Origin of the sequence: Lihuaxuella thermophila (assembly GCF_900110165.1) — a bacterium.
Classification (GTDB): domain Bacteria; phylum Bacillota; class Bacilli; order Thermoactinomycetales; family Thermoactinomycetaceae; genus Lihuaxuella; species Lihuaxuella thermophila.
In genome coordinates this window covers 51,676-75,887 of the sequence record NZ_FOCQ01000010.1, presented here as the reverse complement: position 1 = coordinate 75,887, position 24,212 = coordinate 51,676, and the positions used below count along the sequence as shown (strand labels likewise).

The window sequence follows — 24,212 nt, the reverse complement described above, 5'->3', positions numbered from 1 at the left end:
TTTCAGTTTGCGAGAGGTTGTGTCAGACGTTCCCGAATGCTGTCAATCACGGTCTGCCAAACGGACGGATTGGAAGAGATCCTGTCTCTGAAGGCCCGATACATCTCGCGCTGCTTTTCTTCAAATTGCGGATCTTCTTTGTCCGGCAGCCTCTCTCTCATCTCTTCGACCATCCGTTGCACCTCGGGGGAACGCGGGCCCCAAACCGCTTGTTGCTGCCCCTGTTGGTCGATAAAGATAAAGATGGGAATGGAACGAGATTTCCCGTTGGTCAAATATTGATCCATCAGTTCCAGGTTTTCATCGCGGATGAGGAAGCGCAAATCAAACTGGGCCGCCTCGGCGATCCGCTTCAAGATGGGCACACAGAGCATGGCATCTCCGCACCAGTCCGCGGTCAGCACGATCACCCGCCAATTTTTCTCCTGTGCCCGGGCGAAAAAGGCTTTCTCCTCACCGGACAGCTCCACCCGTTCATAAATGTCCAGCATTCGTTCCCTGTTGACATTCATGCTGTCCACATACTGTTCATAGGTCATTCCCTTTTCAAACCAGTCATTGAGTTGCATGCAAAGCACTCCTTATGGTGTCAGGTTTTGTTGTTCCAACGGGCCGCGGCACCCTCCGCAAACATAACGGGAAATATCAACCCTTCGCTTTCGCGGATACGTTTTTCCACACTGCTTGCAAATGAGCAGGTACTTCGCTTCCCGGTTTTTCGGAGGTTGAAGGGGCGGTGCATAACGCAGTCCCCCCACCCGGTTCAGCAACGCGCGAAATTCAGGGTCGCGGTGACGATATCCCTTTCCTTGCAAATGCAAATGGTAGTGACAAAGCTCATGCAAAATGATTTTGGCAAAGACTTCCTTCCCGTGCACGCGCAAATGATCGGGATTCATTTCGATGCGGTGGTCGGAAAGGTGATATCGTCCGCCGGTCGTGCGCAGCCTTGAATTAAATCTCGCCTCATGGGTAAAAGGAGCCCCAAAATGGATGAGAGAGAGCTCTTCCACCCACTTTTGCAATTCTTGATCCGTCATATGTCCCATTTCCCCTATGCTGCAGTCAGCAAACAAAAGGAATGAAGAATTTTATACACAAACCCGGCTTCCGGTTCATAAACTGTAAACAACAGGCCGATCCCGAGGGAGGAGAACGACATGCCCAAATGGCTGGTCAAGCAACTGATGCGGGCCTTCCATGTGAAAGATCGCCGACAGATTAAATTTCTTAATGAATGCTGGTTTAACTTCCGACAAAAGAATGTTCAGGGTTGATACAAGGAAGGGTGTCCGAGGGCTTGGACACCTTTGTTCTAAATATGTGCTTCCCGGCGGTCAGGGAGGCGAAGAAGAAAAACCAGCCGGCGAGATCATAACGGTTGATTCAGCTTTCCTTCCCCTGTTCCACCGGAATCATGCTCAATCCCACTCGTTCCCGCTCCACGTCTACCCGGACGACCCACACATCGACGATATCTCCGACAGTAACGATATCCATCGGGTTTTTCACAAACTTCTCGCTCATCCTGGAAATGTGAACCAATCCGTCATTTTTCAAACCAATGTCCACAAATGCCCCGAAATCCACCACATTGCGGACGGTTCCCTGCAAGTGCATTCCTACGTGCAAGTCTTCGATTTTCAGGACATCCGAACGGAGCAAAGGAGCAGGAAGTTCATCCCGCGGGTCGCGCCCGGGCCGGAGCACAGCCTCGATGATATCTCTGAGTGTCGGGACTCCGCAGTTTAAAGCCGATGCGGCTTCTTCCACATCCACCCGCCGCAACTCCCGGTTGCACTCTTCGCTTCCGATCCGGTCGGGAGAAAGTCCCAGTTTGGCGAACAGTTTTTCAACAATCGGGTACGACTCGGGGTGAATCGGCGTTTTATCCAGTGGGTTGGTTCCGTCATTGATCCGCAGGAAGCCGATGCACTGTTCATAAGTTTTGGCTCCCAGGCGCGGTACTTCTTTCAATTCTTCCCGATTCTTGAACCGGCCCGCTTCTTCGCGGCGCTTCACGATATTTTTAGCCACTGTTGCATTGATCCCGGATACATACTGAAGAAGAGCCGGTGAAGCCGTATTGACATCCACTCCAACGTAGTTCACCGCCGACTCCACCACATTCGCCAAGCTTTCACTCAGCCGTTTTTGGGAAACATCGTGTTGATATTGTCCGACTCCGACCGATTTGGGATCGATTTTAACCAATTCGGCCAGAGGGTCCTGCAGGCGCCGGGCAATGGAAACCGCGCTGCGCCGGGCGGCATCCAGGTCCGGAAATTCTTCTTTGGCCAGCTTGGAGGCAGAATAAACGCTTGCTCCCGCTTCATTGACAATCACATAGTAGACAGGGCGGCCGGCTTCCTTGATCACATCAGCGACAAAGGCTTCTGTCTCTCTTGAGGCCGTTCCGTTGCCGATCGCGATGATGTCAATGGGATACCGGTCCAGCAAATTCAACAGGATCTCTTTGGACTCCTCGATCTTGTTTTGCGGGGGAGTCGGATAGATCACGCCCACATGAAGCAGCTTTCCTGTATCGTCCACCACCGCCAGCTTGCAGCCGGTCCGGTACGCCGGATCGATGCCCAGCACCGTTTTCCCGGGAACGGGAGGCTGCAAGAGAAGGTGGCGCAAGTTCTCGGCGAAAATGCGAATGGCTTGTTCCTCCGCGTTTTCCGTCATCGTTGCATGCACTTCACGCTCAATTGAAGGGGCGATCAGTCGCTTGTAGCTGTCTTGGGCCGCCTGTTTCAAGTAAGCATGCGGTTGGCGGGGAAACCATTCTTCCAAACGGCGCAAGATCGGTTCCTCATCCACGGTGATCTTCACTTTCAAAAATTCTTCCCGTTCACCGCGGTTGACGGCCAGAACGCGATGAGAAGGCATTTTATGTACGGGTTCGCTGTAGTCATAGTACATTTCATACACGGACCGCTGCTCGGGGTCTTTGGCTTTGGAGACGAGCATACCTGTTTTCCAGGTATATTCGCGCACCCATTTGCGGATCTCGGCGTCTTCGGACAGTTCTTCCGCCACAATATCCATCGCTCCCTGCAGGGCCATGTCCGCTGTTTCCACACCCGCCTCCGGGTTTACATAGTCAAGGGCGGCGCTTTCCACGGATTCTTCATCCGTCACTTCCAGCATGTACCTGGCCAGAGGTTCCAACCCTTGTTCTTTGGCGACGGAAGCCCTTGTTTTCCGCTTCGGCCGATAAGGGAGATACAAATCTTCCAGTTCCTGGAGTTTGGCGGCCTGGTTGATTTTTTGCCTCAGTTCATCGGTCAGCTTCCCTTGCTCATCGATCAGGCGAATGATCTCTTCTTTACGTTTATTTAACTGGGTCAGATATTGGAAGCGTTCGTCAATCGCCCTCAGTTTCTCCTCATCCAGCTCTCCGGTACGCTCTTTGCGGTAACGGGCGATGAAGGGGATGGTGTTTCCTTCTTCCATCAACTCCACACTCGCACGTACCTGCCGCTCTTGAATTCCCAGTTCACCAGCAATGATCTGAAACATTTTCTCTCTTTCCATCCGGTTACCACCACCTGAACTCTCTATCTTTATAAACTTTTGCAGTTATTAATTTTTACAAACTCATTTTATCGTTTTTGCCATGTAAATAAATGCGAAAGAGTATCATTTTCGTGAAAAGTCTTCGGTCATCCTTTTCATCCGGCATCACTGCTTTCCCATTTCCACCCGCACCACCTGCAAATTTATGAGCGAACTTTAATTCTCGCAGACTGGGAGATGGATCGTAAACCGGGTTCCATTGACGGTATTGGCTGCGGTTATTTCACCCCTGTGCTTTTCAATGATATGTTTCGTGATGGCAAGTCCCAGTCCTGCTCCCCCCGTTCGGCGGCTTCGTGATTGTTCGATGCGGTAGAGCGGCTTAAAAATATGGTGCAGATGTTCAGGCGGAATTCCCGGACCCTCATTGGTGATTTGGATGGTAACCTCCCGGCCGGATCTTGTGCATGACAACGTGATGGTGCTGTGTTCAGGAGAATGATGGATGGCGTTATCAATGATGTTGCCGATGGCCCGGTGAAGCAAGTAGGGATCGGCTTTCATTGTAAAGGAATCCTCGGGAAATTCCCTTTTGACCGACATATGCTTTTGCTTCAACGTATGTTCAAAAGAGTCGGTCAGGGATGTCAGGAATTCTATAAACCGAATGTGTTGATAATTGGGTTCGTCTTCAAGGTAATCCAGTTTTGCATACAAAAACAGATCGGAAATGAGCCGTTCCAGTATCCTGCATTTATCCAGGCTGACGCTGATGTATTTTTTGACCATTTCGGGTGTCTGCGCGATTCCCTGCTGAAGTCCTTCCAGGTAACCGCGTATGGAAAAGAGGGGCGTCCGCAGGTCGTGAATAATCGAGGAGATGAATATTTTCCTCTCCTGCTCGATTTGAGCTTCCCGCTTCAATGTCCGTTGCAGGGTCGTTTTCATCAAGGCAAACGCGTTCATCAGTTCCGTGATTTCCCGGACAGGGGTTTTCACCGGTGACAGTTCGAAATCGAAGTCCTTATGGGAGACGACCTTGGATGCCTGCTCCAATCTGGTCAGGGGAGTAATGACATAGCGTTTGACGAACCATGACTGGATGAGGAGTAATGTGGCCAGGATCCCCAGCCCGCTCACGGGGATCACCAGGTCCCCGACCGAATACAGAATATTACTCAATTTTTTCGTCTGGCCGCCCACGATGGGATTTGGATAGAATAGGGCCGCGCCTATGTATTCCTCTCCTTTGTAGATCCGATGTATGACGACTGGCGAGGTGATGTAGGTATATTCTTCTTTTCGTTCCATGCCGGCAGAGGATCCTCGTGTATCCGTTACCCTTGAAAATATGATCGCATTGGAACGGTCCAGTAACTGCACTTGCATCTGAAAGGTTTGCAGGCGTGAATCAAGGGAACGTTGCCACGCCTCGTCTGACCAGCGGTCGGGATTGGACAAGATCTCTTCTTTCACCCTGTTGATCTGCATCTGGTCCTGCGGTTCTTGTCCGGAACCGCCGGGCAGATTTTCAGGAGAGATGAAAAATTTGACGACAATGATGGTGATGAGCGGAAGTACGAGCAGAGCAGGTGTCCAGATATAGATAAACCAGGCCTGAAAAGAAAACATTTTCTGATCATCGGAACGGTTTATTTTCCTGAAAATTTGTAACCAACTCCCCAAACGGTTTGAATCCATTCAGGCTTGGAAGGATCCTCTTCAATCTTTTCGCGAATGCGGGAAATGTATACGCGAACGAGATGGCTGTCCTCCAGATAATCTCCCCAAATGGATTCATACAGCTGTTCGTGAGTAAACACCTGGTTGGCATGTTCCGCCAGGAATCTTAATAGTTCGAACTCTTTGGCCGTAAACGTGATCTTTTCGTTATTCAACCATACTTCATGCGACAGCACATCGATTTTCAGCGAACCGAAATCTAAATGGGAATCTTTTACGGGCGCAGGCATATGTTGTTTGCTTCTGCGCAAGACCGCCTTTACCCGCGCGACAATCTCTCCCGGCGAAGAGTTTTTGGTTATATAATCATCGCCCCCGATCCCCAATCCGCGAATAATATGCAGATCCTGATCGAGAGCGCTCAAAAACAAGATCGGTACGTTATTCGTCTGCCTGATCCTCTTGCATATATCAAATCCTGTCTGTCCGGGCAGCATGATGTCCAGGAGAATGCAGTCAATCCGGTGTTGTTCCAACAGGCGAAAACACTCTTCGCTGTCAGCGGCCAAAAAGACCTGGTAATTTTCCGCTTCAAGAAAATCTCTCAGCAATTCTCCTATTGCCAGCTCATCGTCAACGATCAGGATCGTGTCTTTGGTCGTCAATCGAAATCCACTCCTTAAATCTCCTCTAACATTACTATAAGTCAAAAAAAAAGCAATCACCAACTTTTGATCCACTTTTGATGTTTTGTTGATACTTTTGAAATTTTGTATAGACACCCTGCCGGTAGAATGGATAAGACACGGCAAAGGAGGTTTATAACCATGAGATATATTTTAGAAACAAGCAAGCTGGTAAAGACGTACAAAATGGGAAGAAACGATTATCATGCCTTGAAGGGAGTGGATTTGAAAGTACGCACGGGTGAGTTTGTATCCGTGATGGGCCAGAGCGGTTCAGGGAAATCGACGTTGCTCAATCTGGTGTCAGGTCTGGACAATCCAACATCCGGCAGTGTCATGTTAGATGGCATGAAGATCAGTCAATTAAATGATGCGGAACGGACGCTCATGCGCCGGCAAAAGATCGGCTTCATCTTTCAGTTCTTTAACCTTATTCCCGTGTTGAACGTATTGGAAAATGTTACGTTGCCGCTGATGATTTCAGATAAAAAGACCAGAGAATCAGAAGCTAAAGCGAAGGAATTATTGAAACTCGTCGGTCTTGCCGATAAGCTCACTGCCTATCCGGCGGAATTGTCCGGCGGACAGCAGCAACGGGTCGCCATCGCAAGAGCCCTGGTAACCCAGCCGGCGTTGATTTTGGCGGATGAACCGACAGGGAGCCTGGATTCCAAAAACAGCAGGGATGTAATGATGCTGCTCAAAGATTGTCAGTCCCGGATGAAACAGACAATCGTGACCGTTACCCATGATGCGGAAGTGGCTTCGTATTCCGAACGGGTACTGTTTATGAAAGACGGAGAGCTCTTTGATGAGCTGTTTCTGGATCCGGACGTGCCCCGGAGCCGGCGGATTCGTGAAATCACAAGCAGAATCGAGGTGATGACCTATGGTGCGTAAACTGGGAGACCTGGCTTGGCGATTCTTTTTAAAGAGAAAAGCCAGAGCCTTGTTCTCCATCGCAGGTGTATCCCTCGGGGTTATGCTGTTGACGGTGTCACTCATCATGACCAAGTCGATCGAATTATCTGTGGAACAGACGATCATCAGCAAATATGGCGAACGGGATATGTCGGTCGGATACCTGTCCGGAGAAGGTATGGTGACGAAAAGCCAGCTATCGGGCCTATTGTCGCTGCCGGAAGTGAAAAAAGGGGCAGCCGTCTGGTATCCATATACCGGAGAAAACATTCCCAAAGAAGAGGTGTATAAGGATATACTCAACCTCCCCTTATATGTGGGAACAGAGTTCAATGCGCTCAGCATGGCAGGAGCGATTGAAATTGCCGAGGGATCATTTCCCGAAGCAAATGAAGTAGCTGTATCTTATGACTTCAGCAAAAAAGAGAAGTTGCGGGTTGGTTCAGAAATTTTATTGCCGTTTCCTCCGTATGGAAAACAGAAGGTGAAAGTTTCAGCCATCTTCGCAAAGCATGAGAAAGTTACGAATCTCATGGTCTTCGACCGGCACTGGCTGTCAAAAAAGCTGAAGCAGCCCGATCAAGCGAGTACCGTTTATCTTAAGCTTCATAGCTACGAGCTGAAAGAAAAAGCAGCCCAAAAAATAAAACAAATGTATCCCCGAATGCGGATTGACAGCCGCAACTACATGGATAAAGAGCGGGAAAATATTTCCGGCATCAAACCGATTGTGACGGGACTGATCGTCATTTCCGTTTTTGCGAGTGTTCTCATCGTGATCGGCACACTGCAAATCTCCGTGCGGGAAAAACAAAGAGACCTGGCCACATTGCGGCTGCTGGGAGCCAAGACCAATCAGATCATGCAGTTGATCATGTTTGAATCGCTTTTCATCGGCATCTTTTCCGTCATATGCGGTACGGTATTGGGCGTGGGATTATCCTACCTGTCGAAAAATCTCATTGAAATGTTGATGAAGATTCCAATGCAGGGTATTGAAATTCCGTGGGCACAAGTCTCCGTTAGCTGTTTGGCCATGGTCGCCATCATCGCCCTGTCAGGAGCCATTCCCGGTTATATGGCCAAACGGCTGTCGCCCATGGCAGCTTACCAGCGCAATATGGCGGATACTGTCTTCACAAAGGTAAATAACCTTCAGGGCAGCATGGCATTTGTCCTCTCCCTCCTCTTTGTCGCTGTATTTGTCGCCAATACCCTGATGAATTGGGGTGAATGGGTCTCTTTGCTCAGCGCCATCGGATTTGCTCTCTGCATTCTTTTTGGACTTCCCTGGACCCTGACGATGGCGATGAGAATGCAGCAGTGGTTGCTCACAACACTGTTTGGCAGCGAGGGAATGCTGGCTTCGCGCAATGCTCTGCGACAGATGAGAAAAAGCATTCAGATCGCCGGAGTCCTGATGTTGGCTCTTTCTGTGGGGTGCATGGGAACAATGATCCTTCAATCGATCTTTCAACAAGGTCTTTCAGATATTCAACAGGAGTATCCGGTCAGGTATATGATCAAGTCGTCTGAGCGCGGCAGCGGATTCAGTCCGTTCTTAAGCCAGCAGATCTCCAGGATCAAGGGAGTCCAATCCGTACCCGTACACAAAGTTGAGCACTTGCTGACCTTAAATTTAAAGAAATCTGACTTCAATGCGCAATTCTTCACGGTGAATGGAAAAAAACAGATTCATTTTGGAATCAGCGCCACCGACTTAACCGAGTTGGATCGTCTCATTCCGATTACAGTGGTGAAAGGAACGATCGATCAAGAAGCGTTGAAAAAAAACGGTGTCGTGATTGGTGAACAGACTGCGAAGAACTGGGGTTACAAATTAGGGGACACGATACAATTAGCCAAATTTGATGACGTGTTTGTCAAAGGGAAGAAAGAGTATCCCACCTTGTCGCTGAAAGTTGTGGGGATGATTAAAGCAAGCGGTTTAAACCGAATCGATGAAACACAGATATTTACAGATGCGGAGCTGTTAAGGAGACAGTTTGGCACGTATGAAACCAAAATCATCTACTTCAATATTGCCGACAAAGCCAGGGAAACGGCGATTCGCGAACAAATTCAATCCATTTTGGATAACGGGTTCGGCGACCTTGTACTCTATGACCGGGAGGAAGAGATCCGGACTCTTTATCAGCAAATGCAACAGCGATGGTTTATTTTGATCGCCTCCACATGCGTGATCGTCATCATCGCCCTGTTGGGATTGTTTAACAGTATGGCAAGCAGTTTGCGTGAACGCATACGCGAATTTGGAGTATTGAGAGCGATTGGGGTCGTTCCGAAAAAGATTGTACGATTAGCCCTGCTGGAAGGGGCAATGATCAGCTTTGCGGGTGGAATGCTGGGCTTGTTTGTCGGTGTTTTATTGGGATATCAACTGCTCCATGCATTGGATGCTCAATTTTACCAATTTCCAACGGTCTGGGTTCTCATCGGGATATTCGGCAGTCCGATTCTCGGCATACTGGCCACGCTTTCCCCCGGGTACTGGCTGGCCCGACAGGAGTTAACCAAAATATTGCAACAAGAGTAGGCGAAGGAGGAACTAGCTTCATTGTGCCGATTCATCGGGTCCGCGATTTTCACGGGTAAGTGAGGAGGCAGGTAGATGTAACGCCTGCCCCACTCGCTCTTTCTTTGTCAGGTCTGACATGAAAAGCAATTTCCTGCATGGGGATGGGAAAAAATGAACATTATTATGTATTCACAACATATTGGCGTGATTAAATACATCGAAACGATCTTGATGAAAAGTGATTATAGGCTGATCACGGTAACCAAGCTGGAACAGTTAAATAAGGTGATTAATGACATAAAGAATTGCGTGGCCATACTGATTGAAATGGAGAATCTGACAGAAAAGGAATTCAACATCTGGAAAAGCTTGTATCAAAAAACGTCTGTACCCGTTTTTTTATTTTCACTGGGGAAACATTCAGTCACAAAAATATACCAAAATATCACCAATGTACTAACAGACGCCATTCCCCGGTTTTCCAAGAAGTTATTGGATGAAGACATGACGAAAGTTCAGTTGAGACCCGGATTGGTCTTCGATTTGGAGGGGTTTTGTCTGATGAACGAAGAGGAATCTTTCCAACTTACGGCACAAGAGTATAAAATCCTAACGTATTTATGCAAGAATCAGGAGCGATTCGTTACAAGTAAAGAAATTATCACGCATCTGAATTTGGTAGGCCCCAATTCTTTATATGTGTACATCAAAAGATTAAGAGAAAAAATCGAAGTAAATCCTAAAAAACCCAACATTTTGCTGGTAAAGCGCGGGAAGGGTTATATCCTGAATATATTTAAAAAAAATAAGATTGATTCTTAAAAGATTTAAAGGACAAATAAATTAATTAAGATTATTATTTATTTAGATTATAGTTAGTCCTCGCGTTCAAGGAGGTATGATTCATTGGACAACATAAAACTACATATAAAAGATGAAACGATATTAACAGAAATAGATGGAGAAGCAGTCTTATTAAATATTGATAAAAATGCATATTATGGTCTTGATGAGATCGGACTTTTGATCTGGAAACTTCTTGAAGAAGGAAAAAGCTATCATGAAGTGAAAGGAGAAATCTTATCCCGATATGACGTTGAAGAGCAAGTGGTGACAGAAGATCTTAACCGATTCTTATCGGATCTTAAGGAGAAAGGTCTTGTGACATGGTAAGCCGCTTATTCCTTTATCTGAAAGTGATGCGGTTAGTCTGGATGGTTGATAGAAAATTAAAAAGCTATGGATTCCGGGCTGTATATATGGACTGCTTTGCCAAAGATAAGCGCTTGGCACCCGTACGGGATCTGTCAAAAGATGAGATTGACTATATTCAAAAAGTTTTGCTCATCATTGATAAAGTATGCTTTTACTTTACCGGCAATGCCCGCTGTCTTCACCGCTCTGTAGTTGGATTTCATCTCTTCAGAAGCAAAAATATTCCGATCGATTTAGTTATCGGTGTTTCCAAAAAACCTTTTATGTCCCACGCCTGGTTGGAGTACAGAAACCATGTCGTAAATGATTCCCCTGACCTGATCAAAACGTTAACTGTTCAACTCCACACGAAATCCATCAGAAAAGCTGGGTGATTGGATGAGCGCGATCTGTGGCTTTTATGACACAGAAAAAAGAAAGGATTACAGGCTGAAATTGCCTGAGATGCTAAAAATTCTTCAGTTCTGGGGTCCTGATTGGCAAAGTTGCTGGAATGAGGATCACGTCGGATTGGGACAAGCGACACTTGTGACTGTTCCTGAGGCCAAGCGCGAGATGAACTCTGTTTTTCAAACAAATCACCTGCGTATGGTGGCCGACTGTCGAATAGACAACCGGGAAGAGCTGTTGCCACAACTGGGGATCACAGCTGGACAAGATCTTTTTTCAGATGAAGAGATCCTGTTATACAGTTATTTGAAATGGGGTGAAACTTGTGTAAGCAGGATTGTCGGTGACTTTGCCTTTGCTCTTTGGGATGAGAAAAGGAAGGAACTATTTTGTGCCAGGGATCCTTTAGGAATGAGGCCTTTGTATTATAAATGGGACGGGTCGGTCTTTGTCTTCGCTTCACAGATCCGAGCGATTCACCCGACTCTTACCTCTGATTGGAATATGGATTATTTTGTCGATTATTTGTACTTAAGGGGCAATTCCACTGACCACAGTACGCCGTTTCAAGGAGTTTACCGTTTGCCCAGAGGGTCATACGTGAAGGTAAGTGAAAAAGAGTTTACAGTGAAATCATATTGGTCGCTCGAGAACACAAAATCTGTTGAATATAGAAACGACCGTGATTACGATGAGCACTTTCGCGACATTTTTTTCAAAGCTGTCCGGTCGCGTCTGAGGAGTATCGGACCTGTCTCTGTCATTATGAGCGGAGGCCTCGACTCTACTTCCATCTTTTCCGTGGCGAAGTGCAGCGCTCCCGACAAGGATATCTTTCCTGTCTCCGCCGTTTTTGACCGGTATAAAGAGTCGGATGAACGAGATTACATTCAAATGGTATTGGATCAATATAAAATAAACGACAACGAATTTGTCATCAGCGATGATTTGTATATGCTGAAGGATTATCCCGAGTACTCTCCATCAACAGATGAACCCAGTTTGCCCCAATTATCCTATGCGCTCAATTACCAGCTCTATCAACGGGCTGCAAAGAGAAAAGCCAAAGTAGCGTTACAAGGGTACGCGGGGGATGAAATCTTCGGATTCCATCGCAACTATATTTCCGATTATCTCAGAAAACTGAGACTGTTCAGATTTATGAGGGAAGCCGGCCAATTGGCGAAGTGCTATAACGAAACGATGCTGAATGCGGTAATTGACTATGGATTGAAGCCTTTATTATTTGAGGAAAAAGAGCATCCTGTTTTGTTGCCGAAGTATTTCAATGAGGCCAAACAACGGTTTGTGGAAGGTTATTCCATTTACGACCCTGTACGCAGAGCGCAGTATGAATATATTAATCGCGCACGCAATTTTAGCTTTGTTCAGCATTATGTCTCGGAAGCCTTGGGAATGGAGACAAGATATCCTTTTTTGGATCAACGGCTGGTTGAATTTATGTACAACGTCCCCCTGGAACAAAAAATTAAAGAGGCACAGACAAAAGTCTTGTTGAGACGGGCACTGAAAGGAATCCTGCCGGATGGAATCGCGAGTCGGCAGACGAAAACATCACATGATCACTTGCTGTTTGACGGTCTGAAACATGAATGGAACCACCTTTACCCGATCTTGCGCAAGCCCGTATTAGAAGAAATGGGGTTGATCTATCAAGGACGTTTGTTAAACCAAATCACTCTTTACCGTCATGGTCAATTGAGCAATGGAATGCAATTTTATGCTGCTCTGTCATTGGAGTTATGGCTAAGAAAATATGTAAAGTCCGAGGTAGCGTGATATGGGATTATTACTGGTAAGTTCGTTGTTTGTTTTGTTGCTCGGAGTGACGGTCTACCGGATCAACCGGTCGGCAAATGTGGTTCACCGTCTTACATCACCGGTGAGCCAGCTGGTTCCGTTTATAAAAAGACACGACATCTGCGTCGTCATGTTCTATGATGCCTACACATGTGTTCAAACCATGAAATATATGAACAAACTGCATCAATTTTGTTCAAAACATCACATTTCCTTTATGGCTGTAAATGTGACCGAGGGTGCGGACCCGCTCTCGGGTACATGTCCGGTTTGCCCTTACCTTGCTGAATTGCAAGTGAAATTTGTGCCCGCGGTATTCGTGTATCGGGATCAGAAGGTTGTCGATTCGTTAATGAATCAACCGGATCGATTGCCCTTTGATAAGATCGTTCATTTCATTCAATCCAAACTGCTTCAAACCGGCAGGTGACGGAGATGGAACATATCATCTATCAACTCCTCTGTGTCGTAGTGGGCTTTCTCTACATGAAAAGCAGTCTGGGCAAAATTAAAAATCCCTATTCTTTTTATCGCGTGATGGAAGGGTATTCCCTTATCCCCAAAGGGAGAATCGCGCAGTGGCTGGCTGTCTTGATCGGCCCTCTTGAATTTATGGTTGGAGTTACCATTTGCCTCAATATTCTCAGATTTGAAGGAATCATTGCAGGGGCCGTATTACAAGTCAATTTTATTGTGCTGATGTTGGCCCATATGAATCAAATTCTACCATTTGGATGCGGATGTTTTGGCATGCATGCACCTGAGAAAGTAACCTGGCGAAAAGTTGCATGGAACGGCGTTTATCTGGGAGCTTTAATCGTATTGTTCATCGGAATATGACCGAAAATGAGGTTGATATCATGCACATTGGCCATAAACCGAATATTGCCGAACCCTCCTCCTTGTATATATGGAAAAGAGTAGTCCATTTGTCGGGAGGACGGTGGGGGATCGTCGCCGGCCTGTCACTTCTCGTACTGGCGCAAGCATGCCTCTCACCGATGACTCCACTGATCATCGCGGAACTGGTGGATCACGGTTTTTCCGGCACGAGTGCGTATAGTTTCTCAACATTACTGCTGGCTCTGTTCGGTGTGGCGATTCTTCAGTCTTTGTTTTACTCCGTGCAAAGCCTGCTGATCACTGGTTTTTCCACTCATATTGTAATGAATCTTCGAAAGCGTTTATTCGCCAAGATTCAGGAGCAATCCATCCGCTTTTTTACCGAAGAGAAGTCGGGCGAAATCATGAGCAGGCTAACATCAGAGACCCATTCCATGGGGGATACCGTACTCAAGCCGATTCTGTTTACCGTTCAGTCCGGATTAACCATCGTTGTCACATTATTTATGATGTTTGCCCTCAACTGGAAGCTTTCTCTGCTCATCCTCGTTGTGGTACCCTTAATGTTTTTACCTGTCTCGTTGTTTGGAAAGCTCGCCTATAAAACCACGAAACAATTGTTAAATAAAAATAGTGAAAGCCAATCGTTTATCGCAGAAAACCTCACAGTAAGCGGAATGATGTTAAGCAAGTTGTTCAACAGCAAAGACAGCGTATTTCAGCGTTATTCCCGTCTGTTGGATACGATCCGAGACTTGACGCTGAAACAGTCAGCTTATGGAAGCGCGTTTTCCTTTATTCTTTCCATGGGGACTTCCATTGCTCCGATTCTGGTTTATTGGTTTGGCAGACCCGGAAGCCCGTTAGAGGTCAGCGCGGGGATCGCAGTGGCTTTTGCAGCCTATATCGGGACGCTCTTTAATCCGATTCAGCAAATGGGCCAATTGGGTATGATGCTCAAAGGGGCCCGCGCCATGTTTGAACGCATATTGTCGTATATGGACATGGAACCCGATTTACTGCCGGTAAAAAATCCTGTCAATCCGGATCAGATCAAAGGACAGGTGGAATTCAAAGATGTCAGTGTCAGCTATGATAAGCGTCATCCGGTACTAAAAGAGATCAATCTCAAAATCGCGGCCGGAGAAAAAGTGTATATCGTCGGAAAAAGCGGAGCGGGAAAGACCACCTTAGCCTATCTGGTATGTCGCTTATTGGACCCGCAGTCAGGACAAGTACTTCTGGACGGGATCGATATCAGGCAGCTGGCATCAACTACGGTTCATCGCTTTGTGGGCGTGTTATCTCAAGAAGTATATTTGCTCCATGACACAATCCGCGAGAATATTATGCTGGCCAATCCTGAAGCATCGGAAGCGCAAATGATCGAAGCAGCGAGGCGGGCTTGTATCCATGAGAAGATTATGCAGTTGGAACATGGTTACGATACGGTAGTGGGCGAACGGGGTTATAAGTTATCCGGCGGCGAAAAGCAGCGCATCGCCATCGCCCGCATGTTTTTGAAAAACCCCCAGATTCTGGTGTTGGACGAGCCTACGTCGGCACTGGATTCACAATCGGAAAAATGGGTTCAAGCTTCACTCGAGTCTTTGATTGAAAAAAGAACCGTTCTCGTGATTGCCCACCGGTTATCGGGAATTCGGCCGGAAGATCGTATCATCGTTTTGGATAAAGGCTCCGTTATACAAGAAGGACTGCACCATGACCTTATAAGGCAGGATGGACTGTATGCATCTTTGTATAAACAATTTCACTCCCAAGACATCCCTGCACAAATTCATTCATCGAAAGCGTGATGAAAGGACGGTTGCCATGAAAAACAAGTGGAACCTGCTATTGATCTTGTCTTTAATCGGTTTCTTGATTTTTGCCGGATTATTTATCCGTGAGAAAAACATTCAAATTGCTAAGACAGATGCCCTTGTAAAGCAAAGCATCGAACAAAGCCCGCCTCCAGGAGGTTTGCCCCCGAAGCCGGCCAATGTGGAAAAACCATCGTCGATGCCGGGCATCGAATATGAGATTGCGGCAGGAGCATGCTTGCTGATCACAGTCGCGGCTCTGATCGGGAGGCGGTCAGCGAGGTCTAAAGGAGAGCATGGCCGATGAGCAGGAATGCAAAAATCGTCCTGTGGCTCAGTTTATCGATGGTTGCGGCATTGCTATATTTTCAGTTTGTGTTTAACCCAACTGTTGAACCAGTCAAAGCAAAGCAGACGTTTCGGCATCCGGACATTCTGAAATCCAGTTCCGGTACCGTTGTGGGGTCGGCACAGGCAGAACTTACACTGATCATTTTTACAGACTACGGGTGTGGTGCTTGCAGGATCCTGCATCAAACGCTAAAAGAGGTCGAGGAAGAGAAGCAGTATGTGAAAACCGGCAAGATCAAAATCGTATACAAACAGGTTCCCAATCACCCCAATGCGAAAGAGGCGGCCATGGCGGCATTTGCAGCAGACCGACAAAACACCTTTGAACAGATGAATGACCTGTTATTCCAGAAGCAAGCCGAATGGAGCCGGGCCAACCCAGCCATTTTCCAACAGTATGCTTCAACGCTTGGGTTAGATACAAACAAATTTAAAAAGGATTTTGACTCGGATGAATTTGTCGAAGAATTGGATCAGATGCAAAAGGAATTCGAACGTATCCAATTTATGGCTACGCCCATCGTTATCATAGGCGATCAGCAAATCAATGCGGCTCCACCCAAAGAGACGATCATTCGAACCATTGAAGAGCAGCTGGAATAAGCCTTGAATCTTGGTCTCTGATACTGCAACTTCGGTGCAGTTTTCTATAAAAGAGTTTGAGGAGGAAAACGATGAAAAAATATGTGAGTCCTTCTGTAGTCGAATTTGGCAAGGTATCCGAACTGATTCAAGGTTGCGGAGGTTGGGGAGGCGAATTTCCAAGCTTAAATGATGCTGACTCCGACTGGCGATGGGTATACAACAACCCGGACGGCTGGCGCTGTCTGTGTGCAAGTATCGGTAGCATCTGTTAGATTGCCGGAGTCTACTTAGGGGTCAGTGATAAGGGGTAACAATTAGACCGAGTTGCAGTATCAGAGAGCATTTCTTATCACTTCCCTCGGTTATGACCTCAATTATTTAAGGAGGATTTTAAAATGAAAAAATACGTAAGTCCTTCATTGGCGGAGTTTGGTAAAGCTTCCGAGTTGATTCAAGGCTGCGGGGGACTCGGTGTGGAAACCATCGCGTTTTACGATTCCGACAGAAGATGGCGCTGGATCTACACCAGTGATTCGGGTTGGATCTGTGTTTGTACGACAGTATCCGGTGAACGCTGCTAGTCCGGGTGGTTAACAACAAAGCATACAGTGAGGAAGACTCACTGTATGCTTTGCTTTATAAGGAGTGAGGCAGATGAGGATTACATTGTCCGTTGTCGGATTTCTTCATCTCTCTTTATTTGCTGTTAACAAAATGGGTCAACGAAATACAAATGGTTTGCCCGATCAAAGGCTGTGATAAGGTAAATACCAGCGAGTATTCCATGATTGCCGGATTTCCCGTGGCTTTGTTAGGAGTGCTGTTCTTCCTGATCCTGATCAATCTGCAGGCGCTTAAGAAGCGAACGGTTTTATATAATCAGTTATATACGCTCTTTACACTGATCGGTATACTGTTTTGTTCATATTTAACCTATGTAGAGATCGCTGTCATCCATGCTGTTTGTTTTTGGTGTGTAACCGTATTTCTTATCATTTGTGCACTGTTTATGATATCGGTCTTTCGCCTGAAAAAACAGGGACCGGGGGTGCCGTTAGCCCGGAAATAGCATCGTCGCCTATAATAATAAAAGGTTTGCCAACGAGAATCAGGTGACCCCGTGAAGGTCACCTGAGCAAAAAATGCCGCGAGAAGAAAAAGTTATTTCTTGCATGGTTGAATGATTGGTCGTTTCCCCGCATTGTCAGGCGCTATTTGAATAAAACCTCCACCCACGCCATCATTCCCGACGATTTTGTACTGCTGGCGTAAGCTTTATATACAAAAGCGATTCGTCCATTCGGCAATTTGACTTGATACCAATCCCCGGAAACGCCTGTTTTGGTTAAAATCGTTCCTCTTTCCAGGGTTGTAATCACAAAGGAGCCTGTCGATGGACCCGTTCGTGCATTCACTTTGCTTCCCGTTATTTTCACCAAACCCGAAGAGGGTTTCAGCCCCACCCGGGAATCACCGCGCCACTTGTTGTTGCTGGTTCCGCTGTGAATCCAAACAGGAACGCCTTCGTAGATGGTGTTATACAGCTCAATGACATCTTTGTTATACATCCGCACACATCCGCTGGAAGCATGTGTGCCGATGGAGCCGGGGTTGTTCGTTCCGTGAATCCCATAAGTCCGTCCCTTATCCCCCCGGACACTGAGGCCGTTCCAACGTTCACCAAGCGGATTGTCCGGATGCCCGCCGGGAATCCCTTTCCAGCCTGGTTTGCTGATTTTCACCACAATCGGCCAGGTTCCTTCCGGAGTGAGTGATTGCGTTCTCCCTGTCGCTACCGGATAGACCTTCATGACCGACCCGTTTTTATAGAGATATAACTTATTGGTTCTTTTATTAATTTCGATTTTGTAATCTGTGAACGCGGCAAAACCCGCACCGGGAAGCGTGAGAGTGGCCATCAGCGCCAGTATAGCTGTCATCACAACCCATTGACGCCATCTCATATGTTTAATGATGTTCTCCTCCCCTTGCTACTGCAAACAACTTCTCGCGGCATGAATATATGATAGATGAAATGATGATTTCTTGGAAGTAGGTTTGCGAAAAAATTTTATAGAATTAAACTGTTTATATAAATATTGCTATTATTTGTATAAAAATGGGATTCAGAAAGATCCAAACACCGCAGGCTGGGTGTGACTATATGGATCGCCGGCGCAAATAAAAAAGCGCGTACCTCCTTCCCGTTTAAAGTCAGGTACGCGCTTTATTTGATCACTTCTGAAGGCTCCATGCGAATCGCTTCGCGAAGCTTTTGCAAGGCTCTTCGCTGCAGGCGGGAAACGTGCATTTGGGAAATTCCCAATTGTTCTCCCGCTTGTTTCTGGCTGAGATTTTCAAAGAAGGTCATCTGCAGAATCTGTTTTTCCCGTTGGGTCAGCACGGAAAATACTTTTTCCAGCAGCAGTTTTTGATCGATTTGATCATATCCGGCGTCTTCGTTGCCCACCAGGTCAAGAAGGGTGACCTGACTTCCGTCACTGGCGGCTTCAATGGGATGATCGACGGAAACCGCATTGTAACTGCGTCCCATTTCCATCGCTTCCAATACTTCTTCAGCGGAAACACCCAGATATTTGGCGATTTCATCTACTTGCGGGGAGCGTTGCAACTGGGTTGTCAATTCTTCGACGGCACTTTTGATGCGCGGCCCCAACTCTTTAATCCGTCTTGGCACATGGACGCTCCATGTTTTGTCGCGAATGTGCCGCTTGATCTCTCCGATGATCGTCGGAATCGCAAATCCTTCAAAACTGCGTCCCAGTGACGGGTCATATCTTCTCAAGGAGGCAAGCAAGCCGATCATGCCGACCTGGATTAAATCTTCATAGGGTTCAGAGCCGCGGGCAAATTTATAAGCCAGCGTTTCCACCAGGTCTTTATAATGATTCACTAATTGCGCCTGGGCCTCTTCATCCCCATTCTCCTGGAATCTACGGATCAACTCAAGAACTTCTTCATCGCTCAGAGCGGCAGGATGTGGACGGCTCGACATGTGACTCCACCACGTCCTTTCGGATATACTTGGTCATCGTCACAATCACTCCATTATCGCCTTTGATGTCCACGTGATCCATCAATGTTTTCATGAGATAAAGTCCGAGTCCCCGCTCCCTGACAGAGTTAATGGAAGATTCCATGCTGATCGGACCTGTTCGCCTGACCACTTCGTTGACATCAAAACTGTTCCCGCGGTCGATCACGACAATCACCAGGCGGTTGGGATAAATATTGCAGCTGACTTCAATCTCTCCCTCTCCGGCGCAATAAGCATGATCGACAGCGTTGGTGCAAGCTTCCGCTACCGCCAGTTTCAGATCTTCGATATCGTCATACGAGAAACCCATGCGATTGGCAATGCCGGAAACCGTCAACCGGGCAATACCTACATAATCCGGCTTCGCGGGAATCGTCAAATTTACCAAATCTAGGGGCTGTTCACTCATGGTTGGCCATCCTCCTGCGCACTTTCTTCGATCTTCATAATTTCATGCAAACCAGTAATTTTAAAAAGCCTCAGCAAGCGGGAGTTCATTCCTTTCAAGATGAGCTTTCCGTCGGTTCCCCGCTGCATTTTGTAGGCTCCGATGAAGACTCCGAGTCCCGTGCTATCTATATAGACACATTTGGATAAATCAACGGTCACCGTTTTGCCTTCCTGGCAAAGGGGCAGCAGTTTCTCCCTCAATTTGGGGGCTGTGTATACATCTACTTCCCCTTCAATGCAAAGCGTAACGTTCTTTTCATCATCCATTTTTTCTTTTACCTGCAAATTCATACTCTCCGACCTCCAACCTATTCGGCGTCCATCCCGCAAAAGCTTTTTTAAGTCTCTGATCGGGTCCGTTTTATAATCAGAATCGTTTGATCATCGTTCAATTCATAATTGGTCATTTCCAGGAGCTTCTGGTGAATCGCTTCCACGGCTTGTTGCGCCGGCAATGCCAGATGTTCCCGGATCAGCCGTTTCAGTTTGCTTCTTTTCATGAATTTCCCATCCACTTTACACTCGGTGACACCGTCAGACAACAAGATGATGGCATCGCCCGGAGCCAATTTCACTGTATATTCGGGATAGTCGACATCTCTGGCCACACCGAGCACAAGTCCTTTTGTTTTCAGCTCATAAAAACGGCCTGCTTTGGCATGATAGATAAATCCGGGCTCATGTCCGGCTGTGGAATAGCGAAACTTATGATTCAACGAATCATATACCCCGTAGACCATGGTAATAAACATACTGGGATCCACATTACGCTCCACGACCGTATTTAAATCCCGCAACACTTCGGACGGCGGCAGGGGATGATCATCCAGACGGTCCATCGCATACTTGATCATCGACATGCACAGCGCCGCGGGAATCCCTTTTCCGATGATATCGGAAATAGCCACTCCGAGTGAATGGCGCCCATGATCGACAAAGTTGTAGTAGTCGCCGCTCATTCGGTTGGCCGCAACACTGATCACACCGATCTCCGTACCAGGAAGAGGAGGCGGATTTTCAGGCAGAAGGGTTTGTTGCATCCGTGCGGCCACATCGATCTCATTTTCCAGTTCACGCTGACGGTTGACCAGTTTCTCCGTTTCCTGATAAGCCACCCCGTACCCGATCATGACCTCAATTAACAGGTCAAATGAATGTTTCAGCTGCGGAGGCAGGTCCGGGAGCAATTTCTTCACCGTGCTAATGTGAAAATTGACCAATTCTTCGGGAGGAATCCGTTGCTCCATGATCCATTTGCTCAATTGTTGCGCACTGTATAAATGGTCCTCTCTCGGGTCCCGGATATACGAAGCGAGCAGCCTCTCATATTGTTTTTGCAAGTAAATGTCCATATGAAGATCCCCTTGAATCGGGCATCAAACCGATTCCATTTTTTCTTTCTACCAATCTATCAGATTCACAACATGGTTTGTAATGGGGAACAAAAGAACGAAAGCCGCTCAGACAGCCTTCGCCCTTTGACTCGAATGATTTACTTGTCCTTAATTGCTGCCCAAGCGGGAACACAGCGAATCTTGCGACACTCCGTGTTACAGCCCGGCGGCAGACAACGCCAACGGAACGCTTGACACATGCCCTGAGCTGGAAGATCCGTTCGCCACCAGTTTAACACAAAGAGGCCGGACTTGCGAGAGGGCAGCCCCCCGGTCTGGCCCCGTTTCTGATAAACAAAACGAGGGAACGGATCTTCTCTTCCGCTCCCTCGGGTTAAAAGTCGATCATTCCCAAACTGATTTGCAAAGCTTCGTTGACTCTGCTCATCATCTCATCATCCAAGTGGGTGATTTTATCCGTCAACCGTTGTTTGTCAATGGTGCGGATTTGCTCTAAGAGGATGACAGAGTCCCGGTCAAACCCGTAAGCTTTGGCATCAATTTCGACATGGGTAGGCAATTTTGCCTTTTGAATTTGAGCTGTAATCGCGGCGACGATCACGGTGGGGCTGAACCGATTGCCAATATCGTTTTGAATGATCAAAACCGGACGAACCCCACCCTGCTCGGATCCGACCACTGGGGAAAGGTCTGCAAAATACACATCGCCACGTTTTACAATCAAACTGATTACACCCCACTAACTAATCGATCCAAAGTATCCTCAGCTTCTTCTTCCGCAACGAAAGCTTCCGAGGCAATATTGAGGTTGATTCTGGCCATCTCCATATAGCCTCTTTGCATCATTTCGCGGATTAAGCGTTTTTTCCTCTCTTGAAGATACATTTTCATCGCTTGACGAATAAACTCGCTTCGATTGGAGTTATCCCTTTGCACCATACCATCTACTTCTTGAAGCAAATTTTTTGGTAGGCTGATCATAATTCTTTTGGTACTGGACAACTGACGCACCCCCAACCAATCATCACCGTTAGCAATTCCCATATCAATATACCATTATGTCGAACCTGTTGCAAAAATATACTTTATTAATGAGTCCCGAAAAGAGACCGTAACCGCAGACATAGTTAAATTTATTCGTTCTTATAGATAAAATTCCTTCCCTTCCGGGCAAAAATTTGCTCAAAACCCGTCGGCGGAGCCCCGTTGACTACCTGCAAAAGAGCCGTACGTTCATCCCCGGTCTCGTTCCGTCATTCTGCCGGCTCCGGCCTTAAATGATTGACAATGGTCACGGGTTGGCCGTTTTTCAAGTAGATCCGTGGAATCCGGCGGCCCAGCATGCAAGTCACTTCATAGCTAATCGTGCCTAAGAGTCCGGCAACCTCTTCGACGGAAATCCTCTCCCGGCCCTGCTCTCCGTACAAGACCACTTCGTCTCCCACTTGGACAGGCATCGCATCGCCCACATCCAACATGACCTGGTCCATGGTGACCCGCCCCACGACCGGCACTTTCACCCCGCGGACCAGTGCATGCCCCTGGTTGGATAAGCGGCGGCTGAAACCATCGGCATAACCGACCGGGATCGTAGCGATCCACTCCGTTCCGCTCGTTGTATACGTTTTTCCATAACTGATCCCGGTACCAGGGGGAGATTGCTTGAGATGGACGATTTTCGTTTTAAATGTTAAAGCGGGCTTCAATTCAACCGCACGTTGATTCACTTCTGCAGAGGGATAGTAACCGTACAGACTGATCCCGATCCGGACCATATCATAAACGCGGTCCGGCAACTCAATGGCTCCGGCACTGTTTGCGATATGAATGAGCGGAAGCTCGATTCCCTCTTTTTTCAGCTCCCGGATCACACCGGCAAACCGTTCCTCTTGAAAACGGGTATAACTCTTATCCCGTTCATCCGCTGTCGCAAAATGCGTAAAAATCCCTTCCACTTGCACATGCGGAAGAGACAGCGCCCTGCGCACAAAAGCGGCTGCTTCTTCCGGGGCAAGCCCGATTCTCCCCATTCCCGTGTCTACTTTTACGTGAACTTTCGCCTCCATCCCCAGACGGGCGGCTTCATTTTCCACAGCCTGTAAACTTTCCTCAGAGTAAACGGTGATCGTCAGCCGGTGGCGAATGGCATCCCTGGCCGCATAAGGAGGAGTATATCCCAAGACGAGAATGGGAGCTTCGATGCCCGCATTCCTCAGCTGAATCCCTTCATCGACGAAAGCAACTCCCAGATAAACGGCTCCGGCTTCCAAAGCCGCTTGGGCCACCGGAACAGCTCCGTGACCGTAAGCGTCAGCTTTGACAACGGCCATGATCTGCGTTTTCACGGGCAAATGCTTGCGAAATTCACGGACATTGTGCATGACTGCATCCAAATCAATTTCAATCACCGTATCTCTGCCGTATTTACTGTTTGAATTCTCACCCACGTTTGATCACTTCCAGACGGACATTTAACTCACTCAGAAATTCATCGCTGACCAGGAGCGGCGTTCGCTTGTTTTTAATCTGAAAAAAATAGGGCAAATCAAACTCGCGTTGGATCTCCGTTAGATAATAAGATTCCTTCTTTTTTCCGATCTCAATCACAAGTTTATCCTTATAAAGGACATACCGCGGTTTAAACAGCACCCGATAAACCGCCGGAACGACAAATATAACCCCCACAGCCAGCAGCAGGGTGGCCGCGATCATGGCCGGACTGCGAAATTCAAACCGCAAGAACACAAAAATAAATCCCAACAAGAAGAAAAAGGTTTCCAGCAGGCGAAGCGTCCGGTTTTTTCGATAGAGAAGCACTTTATAGGGAGTTTTCTCCTCTTTGATCAGTGTTTTTTCTGTCATCATCTCATCCTCAAGCTTTGCCGGTATCCAACTGATAATCTGTATTATACCAAAGTTTCACCGAGAAGTAAGGAGGACAAAAAATGGACAGTTCTCCCGCTGTCC

29 protein-coding genes are annotated in these 24,212 nt (G+C 47.3%); 15 read left to right on the top strand and 14 right to left on the bottom strand.

The genetic code is table 11. The annotated features are described in order from the left end of the window. Positions 1–2 precede the first annotated feature (2 nt). Both BMW55_RS12275 and BMW55_RS12270 read right to left on the bottom strand, forming a co-directional pair. A complete protein-coding gene (locus BMW55_RS12275; RefSeq protein WP_089969661.1) occupies positions 3–569 on the bottom strand; it encodes a thioredoxin family protein in 567 nt (188 codons plus the stop codon). Positions 570–581: 12 nt separating this feature from the next. Then, complete coding sequence (locus tag BMW55_RS12270) at positions 582–1,040, bottom strand: SprT family protein (RefSeq protein ID WP_089969659.1); 459 nt, start codon at positions 1,038–1,040, stop codon at positions 582–584. Positions 1,041–1,160: 120 nt separating this feature from the next. On the opposite strand from BMW55_RS12270, the gene cmpA reads away from it, so the two are divergent. Next, the gene (gene cmpA / locus BMW55_RS12265) at positions 1,161–1,277 is read left to right on the top strand and encodes a cortex morphogenetic protein CmpA (protein ID WP_089969656.1); all 117 of its coding nucleotides are present in this window, start codon (positions 1,161–1,163) and stop codon (positions 1,275–1,277) included. A gap of 109 nt (positions 1,278–1,386) precedes the next feature. Here cmpA and BMW55_RS12260 read toward each other — a convergent pair whose 3' ends face one another. The 3 genes from BMW55_RS12260 to BMW55_RS12250 all read right to left on the bottom strand — a co-directional run bounded on the left by BMW55_RS12260 (position 1,387) and on the right by BMW55_RS12250 (position 5,873). Then, positions 1,387–3,543, bottom strand: coding sequence for a Tex family protein (locus BMW55_RS12260; RefSeq protein ID WP_089969655.1), 2,157 nt, complete (start codon positions 3,541–3,543; stop codon positions 1,387–1,389). Positions 3,544–3,741: 198 nt separating this feature from the next. Next, entirely contained in the window at positions 3,742–5,157 is a 1,416-nt protein-coding gene (locus tag BMW55_RS12255; protein WP_170839912.1) for a sensor histidine kinase, read from the bottom strand. Positions 5,158–5,177: 20 nt separating this feature from the next. Continuing rightward, entirely contained in the window at positions 5,178–5,873 is a 696-nt protein-coding gene (locus BMW55_RS12250; protein ID WP_089969649.1) for a response regulator transcription factor, read from the bottom strand. A gap of 162 nt (positions 5,874–6,035) precedes the next feature. Between BMW55_RS12250 and BMW55_RS12245 the strand changes: the two genes are divergently transcribed. The 14 genes from BMW55_RS12245 to BMW55_RS12180 all read left to right on the top strand — a co-directional run bounded on the left by BMW55_RS12245 (position 6,036) and on the right by BMW55_RS12180 (position 17,451). After that, on the top strand, positions 6,036–6,794 hold the full coding sequence (locus tag BMW55_RS12245) for an ABC transporter ATP-binding protein (RefSeq protein WP_089969647.1): 759 nt from the start codon (positions 6,036–6,038) through the stop codon (positions 6,792–6,794). Beyond that, positions 6,784–9,372 (top strand): ABC transporter permease, encoded by a 2,589-nt coding sequence (locus BMW55_RS12240; protein ID WP_089969645.1) that lies wholly within the window; start codon positions 6,784–6,786, stop codon positions 9,370–9,372. The genes BMW55_RS12245 and BMW55_RS12240 overlap by 11 nt, the downstream gene beginning before the upstream one ends. A gap of 153 nt (positions 9,373–9,525) precedes the next feature. After that, on the top strand, positions 9,526–10,176 hold the full coding sequence (locus BMW55_RS12235; RefSeq protein WP_089969642.1) for a winged helix-turn-helix domain-containing protein: 651 nt from the start codon (positions 9,526–9,528) through the stop codon (positions 10,174–10,176). Positions 10,177–10,260: 84 nt separating this feature from the next. Next, the gene (locus tag BMW55_RS12230) at positions 10,261–10,527 is read left to right on the top strand and encodes a PqqD family protein (protein ID WP_089969639.1); all 267 of its coding nucleotides are present in this window, start codon (positions 10,261–10,263) and stop codon (positions 10,525–10,527) included. Beyond that, the gene (locus BMW55_RS12225; protein ID WP_089969636.1) at positions 10,521–10,943 is read left to right on the top strand and encodes a lasso peptide biosynthesis B2 protein; all 423 of its coding nucleotides are present in this window, start codon (positions 10,521–10,523) and stop codon (positions 10,941–10,943) included. The genes BMW55_RS12230 and BMW55_RS12225 overlap by 7 nt, the downstream gene beginning before the upstream one ends. A 4-nt stretch (positions 10,944–10,947) precedes the next feature. After that, positions 10,948–12,759: an asparagine synthetase B family protein gene (locus BMW55_RS12220; protein ID WP_089969633.1), complete on the top strand. Its 1,812-nt coding sequence runs from the start codon at positions 10,948–10,950 to the stop codon at positions 12,757–12,759. Between the two features lies 1 nt (position 12,760). After that, positions 12,761–13,210 (top strand): thioredoxin domain-containing protein, encoded by a 450-nt coding sequence (locus BMW55_RS12215; protein ID WP_089969630.1) that lies wholly within the window; start codon positions 12,761–12,763, stop codon positions 13,208–13,210. Positions 13,211–13,215: 5 nt separating this feature from the next. Then, positions 13,216–13,620 (top strand): MauE/DoxX family redox-associated membrane protein, encoded by a 405-nt coding sequence (locus BMW55_RS12210; RefSeq protein WP_089969628.1) that lies wholly within the window; start codon positions 13,216–13,218, stop codon positions 13,618–13,620. Positions 13,621–13,640: 20 nt separating this feature from the next. After that, complete coding sequence (locus BMW55_RS12205) at positions 13,641–15,440, top strand: ABC transporter ATP-binding protein (protein WP_170839911.1); 1,800 nt, start codon at positions 13,641–13,643, stop codon at positions 15,438–15,440. Positions 15,441–15,456: 16 nt separating this feature from the next. Next, a complete protein-coding gene (locus tag BMW55_RS12200; RefSeq protein ID WP_089969621.1) occupies positions 15,457–15,753 on the top strand; it encodes a hypothetical protein in 297 nt (98 codons plus the stop codon). Next, positions 15,750–16,400 (top strand): DsbA family protein, encoded by a 651-nt coding sequence (locus BMW55_RS12195; protein WP_089969618.1) that lies wholly within the window; start codon positions 15,750–15,752, stop codon positions 16,398–16,400. Before BMW55_RS12200 ends, BMW55_RS12195 begins: the two co-directional genes overlap by 4 nt. Positions 16,401–16,471: 71 nt before the next feature. Beyond that, entirely contained in the window at positions 16,472–16,654 is a 183-nt protein-coding gene (locus BMW55_RS12190) for a hypothetical protein (RefSeq protein WP_089969616.1), read from the top strand. A gap of 123 nt (positions 16,655–16,777) precedes the next feature. After that, entirely contained in the window at positions 16,778–16,963 is a 186-nt protein-coding gene (locus BMW55_RS12185; RefSeq protein WP_089969614.1) for a hypothetical protein, read from the top strand. 92 nt (positions 16,964–17,055) lie between these two features. Further along, positions 17,056–17,451 (top strand): vitamin K epoxide reductase family protein, encoded by a 396-nt coding sequence (locus BMW55_RS12180; protein ID WP_089969611.1) that lies wholly within the window; start codon positions 17,056–17,058, stop codon positions 17,449–17,451. Between the two features lie 142 nt (positions 17,452–17,593). Here the strand turns inward: BMW55_RS12180 and BMW55_RS12175 are convergent, their stop codons facing one another. The 9 genes from BMW55_RS12175 to BMW55_RS12135 form a co-directional block, all read right to left on the bottom strand. Continuing rightward, entirely contained in the window at positions 17,594–18,346 is a 753-nt protein-coding gene (locus BMW55_RS12175; RefSeq protein WP_089969608.1) for a L,D-transpeptidase family protein, read from the bottom strand. 263 nt (positions 18,347–18,609) lie between these two features. Then, a complete protein-coding gene (gene sigB, locus BMW55_RS12170) occupies positions 18,610–19,398 on the bottom strand; it encodes an RNA polymerase sigma factor SigB (RefSeq protein WP_089969607.1) in 789 nt (262 codons plus the stop codon). Further along, the gene (gene rsbW, locus BMW55_RS12165) at positions 19,361–19,849 is read right to left on the bottom strand and encodes an anti-sigma B factor RsbW (protein WP_089969604.1); all 489 of its coding nucleotides are present in this window, start codon (positions 19,847–19,849) and stop codon (positions 19,361–19,363) included. Before rsbW ends, sigB begins: the two co-directional genes overlap by 38 nt. Beyond that, a complete protein-coding gene (locus BMW55_RS12160; RefSeq protein ID WP_089969601.1) occupies positions 19,846–20,181 on the bottom strand; it encodes an STAS domain-containing protein in 336 nt (111 codons plus the stop codon). The genes rsbW and BMW55_RS12160 overlap by 4 nt, the downstream gene beginning before the upstream one ends. Before the next feature lie 47 nt (positions 20,182–20,228). Then, positions 20,229–21,242: a PP2C family protein-serine/threonine phosphatase gene (locus tag BMW55_RS12155; protein WP_089969599.1), complete on the bottom strand. Its 1,014-nt coding sequence runs from the start codon at positions 21,240–21,242 to the stop codon at positions 20,229–20,231. A 376-nt stretch (positions 21,243–21,618) separates the two neighbouring features. After that, complete coding sequence (locus tag BMW55_RS12150) at positions 21,619–21,969, bottom strand: type II toxin-antitoxin system PemK/MazF family toxin (protein ID WP_089969596.1); 351 nt, start codon at positions 21,967–21,969, stop codon at positions 21,619–21,621. A 5-nt stretch (positions 21,970–21,974) separates the two neighbouring features. Further along, positions 21,975–22,289 carry a CopG family ribbon-helix-helix protein gene (locus tag BMW55_RS12145; protein ID WP_089969593.1) on the bottom strand — a complete coding sequence of 105 codons (315 nt, stop codon included), beginning with the start codon at positions 22,287–22,289 and terminating at the stop codon, positions 21,975–21,977. Between the two features lie 209 nt (positions 22,290–22,498). Then, a complete protein-coding gene (gene alr, locus BMW55_RS12140; protein ID WP_280139772.1) occupies positions 22,499–23,692 on the bottom strand; it encodes an alanine racemase in 1,194 nt (397 codons plus the stop codon). After that, positions 23,685–24,107 carry a hypothetical protein gene (locus BMW55_RS12135; protein ID WP_089969590.1) on the bottom strand — a complete coding sequence of 141 codons (423 nt, stop codon included), beginning with the start codon at positions 24,105–24,107 and terminating at the stop codon, positions 23,685–23,687. Before BMW55_RS12135 ends, alr begins: the two co-directional genes overlap by 8 nt. Positions 24,108–24,212: the final 105 nt, after the last annotated feature.